The organism is Amycolatopsis nigrescens CSC17Ta-90 (assembly GCF_000384315.1).
Taxonomy (GTDB): Bacteria; Actinomycetota; Actinomycetes; order Mycobacteriales; family Pseudonocardiaceae; genus Amycolatopsis; species Amycolatopsis nigrescens.
The window spans coordinates 6,268,885-6,285,191 of sequence record NZ_ARVW01000001.1; the positions used below are offsets into that span (position 1 = coordinate 6,268,885).

General features: G+C 70.9%; 15 protein-coding genes. 10 read left to right on the top strand and 5 right to left on the bottom strand.

Annotated features, from left to right (window positions below; genetic code table 11):
* Positions 1-47: 47 nt before the first annotated feature.
* From AMYNI_RS0129870 to AMYNI_RS0129915, 9 genes are all read left to right on the top strand, one after another.
* A complete protein-coding gene (locus AMYNI_RS0129870) occupies positions 48-1,457 on the top strand; it encodes a WS/DGAT/MGAT family O-acyltransferase (RefSeq protein ID WP_026361113.1) in 1,410 nt (469 codons plus the stop codon).
* 72 nt (positions 1,458-1,529) lie between these two features.
* The gene (locus AMYNI_RS0129875; RefSeq protein WP_020671767.1) at positions 1,530-2,606 is read left to right on the top strand and encodes an acyl-CoA dehydrogenase family protein; all 1,077 of its coding nucleotides are present in this window, start codon (positions 1,530-1,532) and stop codon (positions 2,604-2,606) included.
* Positions 2,607-2,611: 5 nt separating this feature from the next.
* Positions 2,612-3,784, top strand: coding sequence for an acyl-CoA dehydrogenase family protein (locus AMYNI_RS0129880; protein ID WP_026361114.1), 1,173 nt, complete (start codon positions 2,612-2,614; stop codon positions 3,782-3,784).
* Positions 3,781-4,746: a bifunctional MaoC family dehydratase N-terminal/OB-fold nucleic acid binding domain-containing protein gene (locus AMYNI_RS0129885; protein ID WP_026361115.1), complete on the top strand. Its 966-nt coding sequence runs from the start codon at positions 3,781-3,783 to the stop codon at positions 4,744-4,746. Before AMYNI_RS0129880 ends, AMYNI_RS0129885 begins: the two co-directional genes overlap by 4 nt.
* Before the next feature lie 71 nt (positions 4,747-4,817).
* Positions 4,818-5,147 carry a hotdog family protein gene (locus AMYNI_RS0129890; RefSeq protein ID WP_051116576.1) on the top strand — a complete coding sequence of 110 codons (330 nt, stop codon included), beginning with the start codon at positions 4,818-4,820 and terminating at the stop codon, positions 5,145-5,147.
* Positions 5,144-6,319, top strand: a complete 1,176-nt coding sequence (locus tag AMYNI_RS0129895) for a lipid-transfer protein (protein WP_020671771.1) — start codon at positions 5,144-5,146, stop codon at positions 6,317-6,319. The genes AMYNI_RS0129890 and AMYNI_RS0129895 overlap by 4 nt, the downstream gene beginning before the upstream one ends.
* A 188-nt stretch (positions 6,320-6,507) precedes the next feature.
* Positions 6,508-7,089 carry a DUF5134 domain-containing protein gene (locus AMYNI_RS0129905; RefSeq protein ID WP_020671772.1) on the top strand — a complete coding sequence of 194 codons (582 nt, stop codon included), beginning with the start codon at positions 6,508-6,510 and terminating at the stop codon, positions 7,087-7,089.
* 12 nt (positions 7,090-7,101) lie between these two features.
* Positions 7,102-9,006: a lyase family protein gene (locus tag AMYNI_RS45620; protein WP_020671773.1), complete on the top strand. Its 1,905-nt coding sequence runs from the start codon at positions 7,102-7,104 to the stop codon at positions 9,004-9,006.
* 24 nt (positions 9,007-9,030) lie between these two features.
* Positions 9,031-9,330: a hypothetical protein gene (locus AMYNI_RS0129915; RefSeq protein WP_020671774.1), complete on the top strand. Its 300-nt coding sequence runs from the start codon at positions 9,031-9,033 to the stop codon at positions 9,328-9,330.
* 27 nt (positions 9,331-9,357) lie between these two features.
* On the opposite strand, the gene AMYNI_RS0129920 is transcribed toward AMYNI_RS0129915, so the two are convergent.
* The 5 genes from AMYNI_RS0129920 to kstD all read right to left on the bottom strand — a co-directional run bounded on the left by AMYNI_RS0129920 (position 9,358) and on the right by kstD (position 14,508).
* Complete coding sequence (locus AMYNI_RS0129920) at positions 9,358-10,215, bottom strand: MaoC/PaaZ C-terminal domain-containing protein (protein ID WP_020671775.1); 858 nt, start codon at positions 10,213-10,215, stop codon at positions 9,358-9,360.
* Between the two features lie 9 nt (positions 10,216-10,224).
* Positions 10,225-11,313, bottom strand: coding sequence for a ferredoxin--NADP reductase (locus AMYNI_RS0129925; RefSeq protein WP_020671776.1), 1,089 nt, complete (start codon positions 11,311-11,313; stop codon positions 10,225-10,227).
* Entirely contained in the window at positions 11,306-11,545 is a 240-nt protein-coding gene (locus AMYNI_RS49280; protein WP_026361118.1) for a hypothetical protein, read from the bottom strand. The genes AMYNI_RS0129925 and AMYNI_RS49280 overlap by 8 nt, the downstream gene beginning before the upstream one ends.
* 111 nt (positions 11,546-11,656) lie before the next feature.
* Positions 11,657-12,799, bottom strand: a complete 1,143-nt coding sequence (locus AMYNI_RS0129935; RefSeq protein ID WP_020671778.1) for a 3-ketosteroid-9-alpha-monooxygenase, oxygenase component — start codon at positions 12,797-12,799, stop codon at positions 11,657-11,659.
* Positions 12,796-14,508 carry a 3-oxosteroid 1-dehydrogenase gene (gene kstD / locus AMYNI_RS0129940; RefSeq protein WP_020671779.1) on the bottom strand — a complete coding sequence of 571 codons (1,713 nt, stop codon included), beginning with the start codon at positions 14,506-14,508 and terminating at the stop codon, positions 12,796-12,798. The genes AMYNI_RS0129935 and kstD overlap by 4 nt, the downstream gene beginning before the upstream one ends.
* A gap of 137 nt (positions 14,509-14,645) precedes the next feature.
* Between kstD and AMYNI_RS0129945 the strand changes: the two genes are divergently transcribed.
* Positions 14,646-16,277: an FAD-binding protein gene (locus AMYNI_RS0129945; RefSeq protein ID WP_040406066.1), complete on the top strand. Its 1,632-nt coding sequence runs from the start codon at positions 14,646-14,648 to the stop codon at positions 16,275-16,277.
* Positions 16,278-16,307: the final 30 nt, after the last annotated feature.

The following is a 16,307-nucleotide window of genomic DNA, read 5'->3' on the forward strand; positions in this document are numbered from 1 at the left end:
TAAGTCCAGCCGGGCTGGTCCGGGACCGTTCACTTAGGCTGGCCGGTATGGAGCGGTTGAGCGGCCTGGATGCGAGTTTTCTGTACCTGGAGACCTCGGCCCAGGTGCTGCACGTCTGCGGTCTGGTGACTTTGGACGGCGACACCATGCCGGGCGGCTACAGCTTTCCGCTGCTGCGCGAAAAGTTCGCCGAACGGGTCGAGCTCATTCCCGCGTTCCGCCGCAAGCTGCACAATCCGCTGTGGAACCTGAGCCATCCGGTCTGGGTGGAGGACGAGGACTTCGACCTCGGCCTGCACCTGCACCGGATGGCCGTGCCCGCGCCGGGCGGCAGGCACGAGCTGGCCGAGCTGTGCGCGCAGCTCGCCGGGCAGCCGCTGGACCGCGACCGTCCGCTGTGGGAGATGTACGTGATCGAGGGGCTGGCCGGGGACGCCGGCGGCTCGGTCGCGGTGCTGCTGAAGATGCACCACGCGAGCGTGGACGGGGTCGGCGGGGCGAACCTGCTCACCCACCTGACCGGGCTCAGCGCCGATGCGCCGCCGCCGGAGTTCGGCGAGATCGACCTGGTGAACCCGTCCCCGCCGGGGCCGCTCACCCTGCTGCGCCGGAGCGCGACGGAGTTCGCCCGGCATCCGCGCGAGGTGGTCAGGCTGCTGCCGGAACTGCTCACCATGGCGCCCCGCTGGGCCGGCCGCGCGCTGGCCGGCAAGGGCATGCCGGTGCCGTTCACCGCGCCGCGGACCTCGCTCAACGGCACCATCACGAACCATCGCAGCGTGGCCTACGCCCAGCTCGACCTGGCCGACGTGAAGAAGGTGAAGAACGCCTTCGGGGTCACCGTGAACGACGTGGTGCTGGCGCTGCTTTCCGGTGCGCTGCGCAAGTTCCTCGCCGATCGCGGGGAGCTGCCGGCGGACCCGCTGGTGGCCACCGTGCCGGTTTCGGTGCACGAGCGCTCCGAGCGGGAGACCGGGAGCAACAAGGTTTCCGCGTTCTTCGCCTCGCTGCCGACGCATCTGCCGGACCCGGCAGCCAGGGTGTTCACGCTGGCCGAGAACAACCGGCTGGCCAAGGACCACCACTACACGATCGACGCGGACATGCTGCACGACTGGGCCCAGTTCGCCGCGGCCACCACCTTCGGGCTGGCGATCCGCGTCTTTTCGGCGCTGCGGCTGGCCGAGCGGATGCCGGTGGTGCACAACCTGGTGGTGTCCAATGTGTCCGGTCCGCCGATGCCGCTCTACCTGCTCGGTGCGCGGATCACCGGGCTGTACCCGCTGGGGCCGGTGTTCCACGGCGCCGGGCTGAACGTGACCGTCCTTTCGCACGACGGGAAGGTCGGCATCGGCCTGCTCGGCGCACAAGAACTCGTTCCAGATCTCTGGCCACTCGCGGCCGCTCTTCCCGCCTCGCTCGACGAGCTTCTCGCCTCCCTCCCTGCCTCCGGCTAGGGGTTGCGGAGGGGGAGGGCCGTGGGTGAGACTAGAACAAGTTTCAGTATTGACCGGCGGTGAGGAGTGCGGGTGGACTTCGGGCTGGACGAGACGCAGCGGGAGATCGCCGAGCTGACGGCGGCCGTGCTGGCCAAGGAGACCGACCCGGGGCAGTCGTGGCGGGCGTTGGCCGACGCCGGGCTGCTCGCCCTCGCCCTGCCGGCCGAACTGGGCGGGGACGGCCTCGGCGTGGCCGAGGTGGCGATGGTGCTGACCGAGGTCGGCCGGGCCGCCGGGTCGGTGCCCGCTCTGCCCGCACTGGCCGCGCTCGGGCTGGGCGTGCTGCCGCTGAACCGGCTCGGCAGCCCGGAACAGCGGGCCGCGCTGCTGCCGGGGGTTGCCGCCGGCGAAACGCTGCTCACCGCCGCGGTGCACGAACCTTCGAACCCGTTCACCACCCGGCCCGGCACCACCGCGGTGACCGACGGCGGGGTCTGGCGGCTCTCCGGCACCAAGATCGCGGTACCGCACGCGGACACCGCCGCCCGCATCCTGGTGCCGGCCTCGCTGCCGACCGGCACCGGGATCTTCCTGGTCGACCCGGCCGCGGACGGGGTCGCCTGCACCGCCACGCACACCTCCGGCGGCGGCACCGAGCATTCCGTCCGGCTGGACGGGGTGGTGGCCACCGAGGCGGAGCTGCTCACCGACTCGCGGCCCGGCGAGGCGATCGCGGTGCTGCACCGGTACGCGCTGGCCGCCGCGGTGGCGCTGGGCGACGGTGCGCTGGCCGGTGCGCTGGAGCTGACCACCCGGCACGTCGCGAGCCGCGAGCAGTTCGGCCGCCCGCTGGCCGCGTTCCAGGCGGTGGCGCAGCAGATCGCCGACGTCTACATCACGTCCAGAACCCTGCACCTGGCCGCCCTTTCCGCGGTCTGGCGGCTCTCGGCCGGTCTCGACCCCGGCCAGGACCTGGAGGTCGCCGCGTACTGGCTGGCCGAGGAGGCGCCCAAGGCGCTGGCGAGCTGCCACCATCTGCACGGCGGGCTCGGCGTCGACGTCACCTACCCGCTGCACCGGTACTACGGGCTGGTCAAGGACCTCGGCCGGTTCACCGGGGGCGCGGCGGACCGGCTGGCCGCGCTGGGCGAGCGGGTGGCGGGGTGACCGGCATGGAACTGGAACTCACCGCCGCGCAACGGGAACTGCGGGCCGAGCTGCGCCGCTACTTCGCCGGGCTGACCACGCCCGAGGAACGGCACGCGCTGCTGCGGGAGCGTCACGGCGGCACCTACCGCGAGATCGTCCGCCGGATGGGCCGGGACGGCTGGCTCGGCGTCGGCTGGCCGGAGGAGTACGGCGGCCGCGGCTTCGGCGAGATCGAGCAGCACCTGTTCGTGGACGAGGCGGCGCGCGCGGACGTGCAGCTGCCCTCGGTCACCCTGCAGACCGTCGGCCCCACCCTGCAGGCCTTCGGTACCGAGCGGCAAAAAGCCGACTTCTTGCCCAAGATCCTGGCCGGCGAGGTGCACTTCGCGATCGGCTACACCGAGCCGGACGCCGGCACCGACCTCGCGTCGCTGCGCACCTCGGCGGTCCGCGACGGCGACGAGTACGTGGTGAACGGGCAGAAGATCTTCACCACCGGCGCGCACGACGCGGACTACATCTGGCTGGCCGTGCGCACCGACCCGCAGGCGGCCAAGCACCGCGGCATCTCGATCCTGATCATGGACACCTCGGACCCCGGCTACTCGTGGACGCCGATCATCACCTGCGACGGTGCGCACCACGTGAACGCGACCTACTTCTCCGACGTGCGGGTGCCGGCGGACATGCTGGTGGGCAAGGAGAACGAGGGCTGGCGGCTGATCACCACCCAGCTCAACCACGAGCGCGTGATGCTCGGCCCTGCCGGCCGGATCGGCGGGCTGTACGACCGGGTGCGCGAGTGGGCCGCGGCCAGGACGACCCCGGACGGCACCCCCCTGCTGGAGCTGGCGGACGTGCGCGCCGCACTGGCCGAAACGCTGGCCGTGACCAGGATCAACGAGCTGCTCAACTGGCAGGTGGCCGCGTCCTCGGCCAGTGCGGCGGTGGAGGTGGCGGACGCGTCGGCCACCAAGGTCTTCGGCTCGGAACGCATCCAGACGGCGGCAAGGCGGCTGACCGAGCTGATCGGGCGGCACGGCGACGCGAGCGAGCCGTCGACCGCGGAACTCACGGAATGGCTGGACGTGCTGGCGAAACGAAATCTGGTACTGACCTTCGGCGGCGGGGTCAACGAGATCCAGCGCGAGCTGATCGCCACCGCAGGGCTCGGGCTGCCGAGGGTGCCGCGATGAGCGAGACCATCACCGCGGCCGCCGAACGCGTTGCCGCGCAAGGAGAATCCACGCCAAGGTCGGGCCGCGACCCGGTGAACCAGCCGATGGTGCACAACTGGGTGGAGGCGATCGGGGACACCAACCCGGTCTACACCGACCAGGAGTTCGCCGCCCGGACCGTCCACAAGGGACTTGTCGCGCCGCCCGCGATGGCGCAGGTGTGGACGATGAACGGACTGCACGGCGTGCGCGCGGACGACGACCCGCTCGGCGCCATGATGGCCGTGCTGGACGAGGCCGGGTTCACCTCGGTGGTGGCGACCAATTCGGAGCAGACCTACCACCGGTACCTGCGCCACGGTGAGCAGGTGGCGGCCTCCACCCGGCTGGAGAGCGTCGTCGGGCCGAAGACCACCGCGCTCGGCGAAGGCTGGTTCGTGACCACCAGGACCATCTGGTACGTAGGCGAAGAAGCCGTCGCGGAGATGGTGTTCCGGGTGCTGAAGTTCCGCCCGCCCGGTGCCGAGCCGGCAGAGCCCACTTCGGAGTCCACTTCGGACAAGATCATCGAAGCTGGCGAGTTGGCCGCCGGGGTGCTCAGGCCGGTGATCTCGCGGGACACCGAGTTCTTCTGGGCCGGTACTCGCGCCGGCGAGCTGCGGATCCAGCGCTGGGGCGAGACCCTGCGGCATCCGCCGGGCCCGATGCCGCCGGACGGCGACCTCAGCCGGGAACCGGACTACCTGGTGGCCAGTGGCCGCGGCACCGTCTACAGCTACGTGGTGCACCACCATCCGAAGGTGCCCGGCAAGAAGCTGCCGTTCGTGGTCGCGCTGGTCGAGCTGGAAGAGGGTGTGCGGGTGCTCGGCGAGCTGATCGACGCCGATCCCGACGACGTGCGGATCGGGCAGCCGGTGACCGCGGTGTTCCTGCGGATCGACGACGAACTGACCCTGCCCGCGTGGAAGGTGGCGCTGTGAAAGCTGTGAAGCTTTCGGAGGTGACGGTCGGCACCGAGCTGCCGCCGCTGCGCCTGGAGGTGACCCCGACCATGGTGGTCAGCACCGCGGTGGCGACCAGGGACTTCCAGGACGTGCACCACGACCGCGACGCCGCGGTCGCCCGTGGCTCCAAGGACATCTTCCTGAACATCCTCACCGACAACGGCCTGGTGCAGCGGTTCGTCACCGACTGGGCGGGCCCGGAGGCGCTGGTGCGTTCGATCAAGATCCGGCTCGGGGTGCCGTGCTACGCCTACGACACGCTGACCTTCACCGGGCGGGTGGCCGAGCGCGACGGCGCCGAGCTGGTGATCGAGGTGACCGGCCGGGACAGCCTCGGCGACCACGTCACCGGCACGGTGCGGATCGAGCTGCCATGAACCTCTCCGGAAAGGCCGCGATAGCCGGGATCGGGGCGACCGAGTTCTCCAAGGACTCCGGCCGCAGCGAGCTGCGGCTGGCCGCGGAGGCGGTGCGCGCGGCGCTCGCCGACGCCGGCCTCGATCCGTCCGATGTGGACGGACTGGTCAGCTTCACCATGGACGGCAACAGCGAGATCTCGGTGGCAAGGGAACTCGGCATCGGCGAGCTGAGCTTCTTCAGCCGGATCCACTACGGCGGTGGCGCGGCCGCGGCCACCGTGCAGCAGGCCGCGATGGCGGTGGCCACCGGGGTCGCCGACGTGGTGGTCGCCTACCGCGCGTTCAACGAGCGGTCCGGGCAGCGGTTCGGCCAGGTCTCCGCGGCCGCGGCGCAGCAGGTGAACACCTCCGGTGTGGACAACAGCTTCCACTACCCGATGGGGCTGGCCACCCCGGCCGCGACGGTGGCCATGCTGGCCCGCCGCTACCTGCACGACTACGGCGCCACCAGCGAGGACTTCGGCCGGGTGGCGGTGGTGGACCGGGCGCACGCGGCGACCAACCCGGCCGCCTGGTTCTACGGCAAGCCGATCACGCTGGCCGAGCACCAGGCCTCGCGCTGGGTCGCCGAGCCGCTGCACCTGCTCGACTGCTGCCAGGAGAGCGACGGCGGGGTGGCGCTGGTGGTCACCAGCACCGAACGGGCACGGGACCTGGCCAGGCCGCCGGCGGTGATCGCCGCGGCCGCCCAGGGCAGCGGGACCGACCAGTACGTGATGACCAGCTACTACCGCGACGAGCTGGCGGCGCTGCCGGAGATGAGCGTGGTGGGCCGTCAGCTGTGGGCGCAGTCCGGTTTGCGGCCGTCGGACGTGGACGTCGCTGTCCTCTATGACCACTTCACTCCTTATGTCCTGCTGCAACTGGAGGAGCTGGGTTTCTGCGGTCGGGGTGAGGCGAAGGACTTCATCGCCGGCGGCACCCTGGAACTGGACGGCGCGCTGCCGCTGAACCCGCACGGCGGCCAGCTCGGCGAGGCCTATATCCACGGCATGAACGGCATCGCCGAAGCGGTCCGCCAGGTCCGCGGGGACGCGGTCAACCAGGTCGCGGAGGTGGAGAACGTGCTGGTCACGGCCGGTACCGGGGTGCCGACCAGCGGCCTGCTACTGATGGGTGACCGGACGTGATCCCTGGTCGGGGCGCTTTCACCTGCTTGACGGCTGGTGCCGTCCGGCCGTGACCTGTCACGGTGGACTGGACAACCGGCACCACGGAGTGAGGCAGCCATGGCGGGCCAGGATCGATTCGGACAGGTCATGACGGACCGAGTGCGCGCGGTGTTCGTCGTCGAGACCGTGCCGGCTTAGCGCTCGCCGTGCACACCCCGGTAGTGGTGGGGTGGCTGCTCACCGCGGTCTTCTTGCTGATCACTCTGCCCTGCGTACGCCGGCTGTCCTCCTTCCAGTACGGACAGCCCGGCCAGTCCGTGCGCGGGCACGACGTCGCCGACCTGATGCTGGCGGTGGCCATGGTGGCGATGGTCTCCCCGGTGGGCGGCCCGATTCCGGCGGCGGGCTGGCTGGCCGTGCTCGGCGCCGCCGCGCTCTGGTTCCTGTGCACCGGCCTGCGCGCGCGGGAGACCAGGGAGACGCGGTCGCAGGCCCTGCACCACGCGGTGTCCGCGCTGGCCATGTGCTACCTGGTCGCCGCCATGCCGCACGGCGGGCACGGGCCATGGCTCAACATGTCCACAATGGATGTCTCGGGGGATGTCTCGGGCGGGATGGCCTGGCCGGTGGTGGCGGTGCTGACCGGATACTTCGCGGTGGACGCGGTCCGGCACGGCTTGCTGGCCGTCCGGCCCGGTCCGTCCTCCTCGCCCGGGTTCGTCTCCCGCGCCGTGTTCCGCAGCGTGATGGGGCTCGGCATGGGGTATATGTTCGTCGCCGCGCTCTGAAGGGGGTTGGAGATGACCGGTAGGTTCCGGATCGAAGAGGACTCCCTCGGCAGGGTGTCGATCCCCAGCGACGCGTACTACGGCGTGCAGACCGAACGCGCCAGGCAGAACTTCGCGGTCTCCGGCCAGACCCTCGGCGGGCAGCCGTCGCTGGTCGAGGCGATCGTGCAGGTGAAGAAGGCGGCCGCGCTGGCGAACCTGGACGTCGGGGTGCTGCGGGAACCGGTCGCCGAAGCCATCTGCCAGGCCGCGGACGAGGTGCACGCGGGCCTGCTCGGCCCGGAGCAGTTCCCGGTGGACGTGCTCAGCGGCGGCGGTGGCGCGTCGCTCAACGCGAACGTCAACGAGGTGCTGGGCAACCGCGCGAACGAGCTGCTGTGCGGCCGCCGCGGCAGCGAGTTCGCCCACCCGCAGCACCACGTCAACGCCGGACAGTCCACTTCGGACTCCATCGCGACCGCGGTGAACATCGCGCTGCACTGGGAGATCCAGCGGCTGCTCGAAGCGGTGGAGCACCTGGCCGAGGTGCTGGAGGAGAAGGTCCTCGAGTACGGCACCGCGGTCCGGCTGTCCAGGACCGGGCTGCCGGACGCGGTGCCGATCACCTTCGGCCAAACCTTCGGCTCCTACCTGGCGGTGACCAGGCGCGGCATCGACCGGCTCCGCACGGCCGCCGACTCCTGCCTGGACGTGCCGATGGGCGGCACCATGGTGGGCACCGGGCTCGGGGCCGGGGCCGGCTACCTGGAGCGGATCTACCCGCGGCTGCGGGAGACCACCGGGCTCGAGCTGCGCCAGCACCCGAACTTCTTCGACGCGCTGCAGAACGGCGACGGGTTCCAGTACGCCTCGACCGTGTTCAAAGCGCTCGCCTGCGGGCTGACCAAGATGGCGAAGGACCTGCGCACGCTGGCCGACGGGGACCGGGTCGGCACCGGCATCAGCCTGCCGGTGGTGCAGGCCGGCTCGTCGTTCCTGCCGCGCCGGGTCGACCCGGTGATGGCCGAGCTGGTGGTGCAGGTCGGCTTCCAGGTGTGCGGGAACGACACGGTGGTCACCATGGCGGTGCAGGGTGCGGAGCTGGACTTCAACGCGTGGAGCACGGTGATCGCGAAGAACCTGTTCGAGTCGGCGAGGCTGCTCATCCAGGCGATGCCGCTGTTCGCGGACAAGTGCCTGCTCGGGCTGGAGATCGACACCGAGCACAACCGGCGCGCGGCCGAGCAGTCGCTGGGACTGTCCAGGGTGATCGGGGACGTCTACGGCTACGACGTCGCCGCGCAGGCGGCGAGGCACGCGGCGGGGCGCGGGCTGTCGGTCAAGGACGCGGTGATCGAGCTGGGCATCGCACCGGCGGGCACCGCGGAACGGCTGCTCGACCCGGCCGCGCTCGCCGACTCGACGCGCAGCTCGGCCCTGCTCGACGGCCTGGTCGCCGAGCGGCGGGCCGGTACCGCGGAACTGGTCCGCGGCCTCTCGCCGGAGGCCAGGCTGGCGATCTTCTACACCACCGGCGCGGTGGCGCTGGCGGACAGCGAGATCTCCCAGCAGGAGGAGCAGGCGCTCGCCGCGGTCGGGGACGTGCTCGGCCTCGCCGGGCTGGCCCCGGTCAGCGAGGTCGGGCTGCCCGCCGACCTCAGCACGCTGGACCGTTCGGAACGGGAGCTGGTCTACGCCTGCGCGGCCTGGCTGGCCAGCGCCGACTCGGTCACCGACGCCGCCGAGGCGGACCTGCTCAGCAGGCTGCGCGCCGCGCTGAACCTGGACGGGGAGACCGCCGACCTGCTGCGTGCCAGGGTGGACACGCTGCGCTCGGAGCGCCGGAGGTACCTGTCCCGCGCGGAGCAGCCGCCGTGGTGGGAGGAGTTCGGCGAGCTGCTGCACCGGCTCCGCGACAAGGCCTTGCGCGCCGGCTAGTACGTCCCGCTACCGTCTGCTGGTATGAGCGAAGCCGAGCACGCGGATGACTACGAACCCCTCGACGCCCGCCTCAACGGAGAGAACTTCATGCAGGCGATGGGCGACCTGTTCCAGGGCGCCCAGTCCTCGGAGAAGGGGGCGAAACCCGACCAGGTGCTCACCCTGGGCATGGGCAAGCTCCAGGCACTCGGCCTGATGGCGATCTACTACGAGATCCGGCACGGCAACGACCAGCAGGCCAAGCAGACCGCCGCGCTGCGCCGCCTCACCGAGGAGCTGCACGCGCAGAACGAGATCGCCCGCGCCCGAGAGGGCAAATAGCCGACTTTTTGCCCTCTCGGGCGGGGGCTAGAGGGTGAGGGAGGCGTCGGAGAGGACGGGGGCCTCGTCGCGTTCGACGGCGCAGGTGGTGAGGACAAGGCGGTCGGGTTCCCGCCAGATCCGGGTGCGCAGCGTTTCGCCGGGCAGCACGATGCCGGCGAACTTGGCGGAGAAGGAACCGATCCGGTGCACGTCCGCGTCCAGCATCGCGTCGGTGACCGCCTTCGCCACCACGCCGTAGGTGCACAGGCCGTGCAGGATGGGCACCTCGAACCCGGCGGCCTTGGCGAACGCGGGGTCCGAGTGCAGCGGGTTGCGGTCGCCGCACAGCCGGTACAGCAGCGCCTGCTGCGGCAGCGTCGGGGTGTCGATCACGGCGTCGGGTTCCCTCGACGGCGGGGGCACCTTGTCCGAACTTCCCCGCGTGCCGCCGAAACCACCCTCACCGCGGGCGAAGATGCTCGACTGCGCCGTCCACAGTGGACTTCCATCCTGGTCGGTCGCGGTCGTCTCCTGGACGATCACCGCGGCCTTGCCCTTGTCCAGCACGTCCAGGATCCGGGTGCGCGCGGTGGCCTTTCCGGCCGCCGGGAGCGGGCGGTGCGCGGTCACCGACTGCGTGCCGTGCACCACCTTGGCCAGGTCGATCTCCACCCCCGGCAGCGAAACCGCGGGCGGCCGGGTGCTGTGGAAAGTGGCCGCGACGGTGGCGAAGGTGGGCAGCACCCGTAGGTCCCGCTCGGTCGCGTACCGCAGCTCGCGCTCGTCGACCGGGTTCGCGCCCGCGCCCAGCGCCAGGTGGTAGAGCAGCACGTCCGATTCGGACCAGCTGAACGTCACCTCGCCGACTTCGGCGCCGATCGCGATGGACGGGTCAATCGGCATCGGGCACCCTCATTCGTAGCTGACCGAGACTTCGTCGGTGATCGGCAGGGACTGGCAGGCGAGCACGATCCCGTCGGCCAGGTCTTCGGAGTCCAGCACCTCGTTGTTGAGCAGCTTCACCTCGCCGGAGGTGATCCGGCAGGCGCAGGCGCTGCACTGGCCCTCGCGGCAGGAGTACGGCGCGTCCAGGCCCTTCTCCAGCAGGAAGTCCAGCAGCTTCTGCTGCCGCGGCCAGGCGAAGGTGTGCGCGCTGCCGTCCAGCTCGACTTCGAGCGCGGCGGTGGCCTCTGTGGTTTCGGAGGTCTCGGCTGTTTCGGTGCTCTCGGTGGGGGCGGCGCTGGCGGTGGCTTCGAACGGGTTGCCGCCAAGCGACAGGAACCGTTCGATGTGGATCCGTTTCCGGGGCAGCCCAAGGCTTTTCAGCGCCTGCTTGGCCGCGTCCATGAACGGGCCGGGACCGCAGACGAACGCCTCGTGCCCGGTGTAGGGCGCGGCGAGCGCGCGCAGGTGCTCGGTCGAGGGCATGCCCTGCACGCTCTCCAGCCAGTGGATCACCACCAGCCGCCCGGCGTGCTCGGCGGCCAGCGCCGCCAGCTCGTCGGCGAAGATCACCGAGCGCTCGTCCCGGTTCGCGTACACCAGCACGATCTGGCCGTTTCCCTGCCGCAGCGCGGACTTCAGGATGGAGATCACCGGGGTGATCCCGCTGCCGCCGGCGAGCAGCAGGAAGTCCTCGTCGAAGGAGGCCGGGCTGAACACCCCGGCCGGCGGGAGCACGTCGACCGCCGAGCCGGGCTGGAAGTTGTCGCAGATCCAGTTCGACCCGTAGCCGCCCGCGGTCCGCTTCACGGTCACCTTGAGCAGGTCGCCCTCGTGTGGCGCGCTGGACAGCGAGTAGCAGCGGGCCACCGAACCGGTGCGGTCGCTGGGCACGCGCAGGGTCAGGAACTGGCCTGGCCGGTAGCGGAAGGTCCCGGCCAGCTCGGGATCGACCCGCAGCACCACCGACCGCGCCTCCTCGGTCTCGGCGACCACCTCGGCCACCGTCAGCCGGTGCGCCCCGGTGGCCGGCAGCTCGGGCTCATGTTGCTCAGCCACCGGACACCTCGAGCGTGCCGTCCTCGACCGCCGCCGCGATGCTCCCGGTGAGCCGTTCGCAGGTGTCCAGCAGCGCGGTGTTCGCGCCCTCCGCGGCCCGCTCGGCGAACACCGGGCAGCTGGCGACCGCGTCGGTGACCCACTGGATGCTGGTGTGCTTGCGGCTGTTCTTCTTGACCAGCACACAGGTCCCGCAGGCCCGGCAGTCGTGCGGCGCCAGGCCGGCGGCCAGGAACTCCCGCCGGTCGGCGAGGGTCTCCGCGCGCGCGGTCGGGTCGCCGAACGTGGTGCGCCCACCGGGAAGCGCCGCATGGGTACCGGTGCCGGTGCCGGGAGCCACGGCTCAGACCCCGGCCTGCTCGGCCTGCTGGCGGGCCAGGTTGTCCGCCACCTCCTTGGCCCAGACCTCGTTCGCCCTGGTGGTGTCCACCTCGAACTCGAAGCGCTGGGTCATGTCCTCGCTGATCTCCTCGACGTCCACGTAGAACTGCTCGTACCAGCGGCGCAGCTGGTAAACCGGACCGTCCTCTTCGCACAGCAACGGGTTGTCGATCCTGCTCTTGTTGCGCCAGATCTCCACGTCCTGCAGGAAACCGATGCCGATGCTCTTCGCGAACTTGCCGGCGATCTTGTCCGCCTGCTCGTCGGAGACACCGGGCAGCTTCTTCACGCTCACCCCCCATTGCAGCACGAAGGAGTTCTCCGTCACCGGGTAGTGGCAGTTGATCAGCACGTTCTCGATGTCGAAACCCTTGAACGTGTTGAGCAGCGTGTTGATCATGTAGGACGGCCCGTAGTAGGAGGCCTCGGAGCGCAGCAGGTTCTCCTCGCCGCCGTAGTTCGACGCCATCCCGACGTCCGGGCGGCCCTTGGTGTTCAGGAACTGCGACGCGATATGCCCCTCGAACACGTTCTTGAAGTAGGTCGGGAAGGCGTAGTGGATGTAGAAGAAGTGCGCCATGTCGACCATGTTGTCCACGATCTCGCGGCAGTGCGAGCCCTCGATCAGCACCGAGTCCCAGGTCCAGTTGCTCCACTCGCCGTTGAACACGCCCTCGATCCGCGGGATCACCACGTCCGACGGCGGCGGGTTGCCCTGCGGGTCGTGCCAGACGAACAGCTGTTTGTTCTCCTCCATGCTGGTCCACGACCTGGTCCTGGCCCGCAGCGGAACCCGCTTGGCGTAGGGGATCGAGACGCACTTGCCGTTGCCGTTCCAGCGCCAGTCGTGGAACGGGCAGGCGATCTCGTCCCCCTTGACGGTGCCCTGGGTCAGGTCGCCGCCCATGTGCCGGCAGTAGCCGTCCAGCACGTGCAGCTCGCCGTCGGAGCTCTGGAACACCACCAGCTTGGTGCCGAACGCGTTGATCGCGTGCGGTTTGCCGTCCTTGAAGGTCTCGGCCAGTCCCAGGCAGTGCCAGCCGCGGGCGAACCTGGTCGGCGGTGCGCCCACGTCGATGGTGCGGACCGCGTCTGCCTGCGTCATCGCTTACCTCCGGTTCGCTCGTCAGCGGCTTTCTCGGCAGCTCTGCCAGCTTTGTCGGCAGCTTTGTCGGCGAGGTGCCGGGCCGCAAGGTAGCCGAACACCATGGCGGGCCCGATGGTCGCGCCGGGCCCGGCGTAGGTGCGTCCCATCACCGCGGCGCTGGCGTTGCCGGCCGCGTACAGGTTCTCGATCACCGAGCCGTCCTCGCGCAGCACCCTGGCGTGCACGTCGGTGCACAGCCCGCCCTTGGTGCCAAGATCGCCGGGCACGATCTTGATCGCGTAGTACGGCGCTTGGTCCAGCGGGCCGAGGCTGGGGTTCGGCCGGTTGCGGGGGTCGCCGTAGTAGTGGTCGTAGGCGCTGTCACCGCGGTGGAAGTCCTGGTCCACCCCGGCACGGGCGAAACCGTTGAACCGCCGCACGGTGGCTTCCAGCGCCTCGGCCGGTACCTCGATGCGCTCGGCCAGCGAGGCCACGGTGGCGGCCTTGGCCGCGATCCCGGCCTTGAACCAGCGCCCCGGCAGCGGCTGGCGCGGGCCGAGCCCGGTGAACATGTACCGGTTGCGGTAGCGCTGGTCGAACACCAGCCAGGTCGGGATGTTCTCGCCGGGCCCCTCCCCGCCGCCGTACATCGCGTGCACCGCTTCGACATAGGGCGCGGACTCGTTCACGAACCGTTCGCCCCGCGCGTTGACCAGCACGCAGCCGGGCCGGGACCGCTCGGCGAGTGCGAACCACGGCCCGCCGGTCAGCGGGATGGACGGGCCCCACCAGGCGTCGTCCATCAGGTCCACCGCGGCGCCGAGCTTGAGCCCGGCGTTGATCCCGTCGCCGGTGTTGGCCTTGGCGCCGACGGTCCACTCGGTGCCGATCGGCGCGCGCTGGTACTTCTTGCGCATCTCCTCGTTCCACTCGAACCCGCCGGAGCCGAGGATCACCCCGCGGCGGGCGCGCAGCCGCACCTCGGCGCCGTTGCGGCGGACCAGCACCCCGGTCACCGCGTCGTCCTCCACGATCAGGTCGAGCAGCGGGGTGTCCAGCCAGACCGGCACCTCCGCGCGGAGCAGCCCGATCCGCAGTCCGGCGGCCAGCGCCTGGCCCATCGAAAGCAGCTTCTTGCCGGTGAGCCTGCCGGCCAGCCAGCGCAGGCCGAGGCCGAACATGCGGAGCACACCCTTGGGATGCCGGGCGATCAGGCTCAGCCAGCGGTAGTCCGCCTGGGTGATCGGCACGCCGAGCGGCGGCGCGCTGTACGGCGGCTCCAGGTTCGCCAGCTCGGCGCCGAGCAGCCGTCCGTCCAGTGCCTTCGGCTCCACCGAGCGGCCACCGGCCCGGCCGCCGGGCGCCTCCGGGTGGTAGTCGGAGTAGTCGCGGACCCAGCCGAACCGGAGCGGGGTGTGCCGGTGCACGAAGGACACCACCTCGGGGCCGTGCTCGAGGTAGGCGGTCCGCCGCTCGGCGGGTACCACGTCGCCGATGATGGCCTGCAGGTACTCGCCGGCGCGTTCCGCGGTGTCCTCGATCCCGGCCGCGCGCAGCGCCTCGTTGTCCGGGATCCAGACGCCCCCGCCGGACCGCGCGGTGGAGCCGCCGAAGCGCCCGGCCTTCTCCACCACCACCACGTCGAGGCCCTGCCTGGCGGCGGCCAGCGCGGCCGTCATCCCGGCGGCACCACTGCCCACCACGACCACGTCGAACTCCTCCGACATGCCACCTCCGATTTCACCGCTGTCACCGCTGTCGGCATCCGCGTCAACCTATAACGCGTTACAGAACAAGGACAGCCAGCTCGCTCCCGTTGTCGTAACCATAGACGAGAACGTGTTTCAGTTCTAGGGTAGTTCGCGTGGCTGAACCTGGGTCGGAAGTGGCGGACGTGGTGGTGGTCGGCTTCGGCGCGGCCGGGGCCTGCGCGGCGATCGAAGCCGTGGAGGCATCAGACGCGTCGGGCGGTGAAGCGAAGGTGCTGGTGCTGGACCGGTTCTCCGGTGGCGGCGCGAGCGCGGTCAGCGGCGGCGTGGTGTACGCCGGCGGCGGGACCGAGCAGCAGCGGGCGGCCGGGGTGACGGACTCGGTGGAGGCCATGTACGAGTATCTCCGGCTCGAGGTCGGGGACGTGGTCTCGGAGCGGACCCTGCGCCGGTTCTGCGCGGAAAGCCCGGAGATGATCACCTGGCTGGAGCGCAACGGCGTGCCGTTCGAGGGCAGCTTGTGCCCGTACAAGACCTCCTACCCGAACGACGACTACTACCTGTACTACTCCGGTAGCGAGTCCGCGGGAGGGTTCCGCGACGCGGCGAAGCCCGCTCCTCGCGGCCATCGCGCGAAGGGGCCGGGCACCTCCGGCAAGCTGTTGTTCGCCAAGCTGGCGAAGTCGGCCCGCCGGCGCGGGGTGCGGGTGCTGCCGCAGACCACGGTCAAACGTTTGCGCACCGACGAGCGGGGCGCGGTGACCGGGCTGCTGGTGCGCACCCTGCGGGACGCGCCGGTCTGGGTGCGCACCGCGCACCGGCTGCTCGGGCGCTACGCCGCGAAACCGGGGATCTACGTGCCCGCGCTGCGCAAGGCGCTGCACCGGCGTGCCGAGTCGCTGGAACGCCGGTATGCCCGCGACCTGGAGATCACCGCGCGCCGCGGGGTGGTGCTGTCCGCCGGCGGGTTCATCGCGAACCGCGAGCTGGTTCGCGAGCACGCGCCCGCCTACCGCGGCGGGCTGGCGCTGGGCACCTCGGCCGACGACGGTTCCGGTATCGGGCTCGGGGTGGCTGCCGGCGGCGCGACCGCCTGGATGCACCGCATCTCGGCTTGGCGGTTCATCACCCCGCCCAGCGCGTTCCTCGGCGGCGTGCTGGTGGACGCGCACGGGCGCCGGATCATCGACGAGTCGCGCTACGGCGCCGCGATCGGCGAGAAGCTGATCACCGAGCACGATGGCAAGGGCTGGCTGCTGATCGACGACGCGATCGCGGCGCAGGCGGGGCGGGACGCGCGCCGGCAGAGCCAGTGGTTCCAGTGGCTGCAGGCGCTCTACCTGCTGCGGCGGGGCCGGGTCAGCGCCAGATCGGTGGCGGAGGTGGCACGCCGGGCCGGGGTCGACCCGGACGGCCTCGCGGCCACTGTGGCGGAGTACCACGCCGGGGGAGCGGACCCGGCCGGAAAGCCGGACGAGTTCGTCCAGCCGCTGCGCACCCCGCCGTTTTCGCTGATCGACGTCTCGGTCAAGCCGAACCTGGGCTATCCCTGTCCGATGCTGACCCTCGGCGGGCTGGTGGTGGACGAGGACACCGGCCAGGTGCGCGGCGCGGACGGTCGCGGGATCACCGGGCTGTACGCCGCCGGCCGCTCCGCGGTGGGAATCTGTTCTAGGTCGTATGTGAGCGGTCTCTCGCTTGCCGACTGCGTGTTTTCCGGTCGCAGGGCGGGTCGGAGCGGTGCCCTGGCGCAGCGGGTTCTCGACAAAAACGAGAACGTGTTCTAGTCTTGCGCGGTAGCTGAGAAACGACCATCT

Coding starts and splice junctions, on each gene's coding strand:
- AMYNI_RS0129870 (WP_026361113.1), top strand. CDS start 48: ATGGAGCGGTTGAGCGGCCTGGATGCGAGTTTTCTGTACCTGGAGACC.
- AMYNI_RS45620 (WP_020671773.1), top strand. CDS start 7,102: ATGACCGGTAGGTTCCGGATCGAAGAGGACTCCCTCGGCAGGGTGTCG.
- AMYNI_RS0129890 (WP_051116576.1), top strand. CDS start 4,818: ATGGTGGTCAGCACCGCGGTGGCGACCAGGGACTTCCAGGACGTGCAC.
- AMYNI_RS0129920 (WP_020671775.1), bottom strand. CDS start 10,215: ATGCCGATTGACCCGTCCATCGCGATCGGCGCCGAAGTCGGCGAGGTG.
- AMYNI_RS0129915 (WP_020671774.1), top strand. CDS start 9,031: ATGAGCGAAGCCGAGCACGCGGATGACTACGAACCCCTCGACGCCCGC.
- AMYNI_RS0129935 (WP_020671778.1), bottom strand. CDS start 12,799: ATGACGCAGGCAGACGCGGTCCGCACCATCGACGTGGGCGCACCGCCG.
- AMYNI_RS0129885 (WP_026361115.1), top strand. CDS start 3,781: ATGAGCGAGACCATCACCGCGGCCGCCGAACGCGTTGCCGCGCAAGGA.
- AMYNI_RS0129880 (WP_026361114.1), top strand. CDS start 2,612: ATGGAACTGGAACTCACCGCCGCGCAACGGGAACTGCGGGCCGAGCTG.
- AMYNI_RS0129895 (WP_020671771.1), top strand. CDS start 5,144: ATGAACCTCTCCGGAAAGGCCGCGATAGCCGGGATCGGGGCGACCGAG.
- kstD (WP_020671779.1), bottom strand. CDS start 14,508: ATGTCGGAGGAGTTCGACGTGGTCGTGGTGGGCAGTGGTGCCGCCGGG.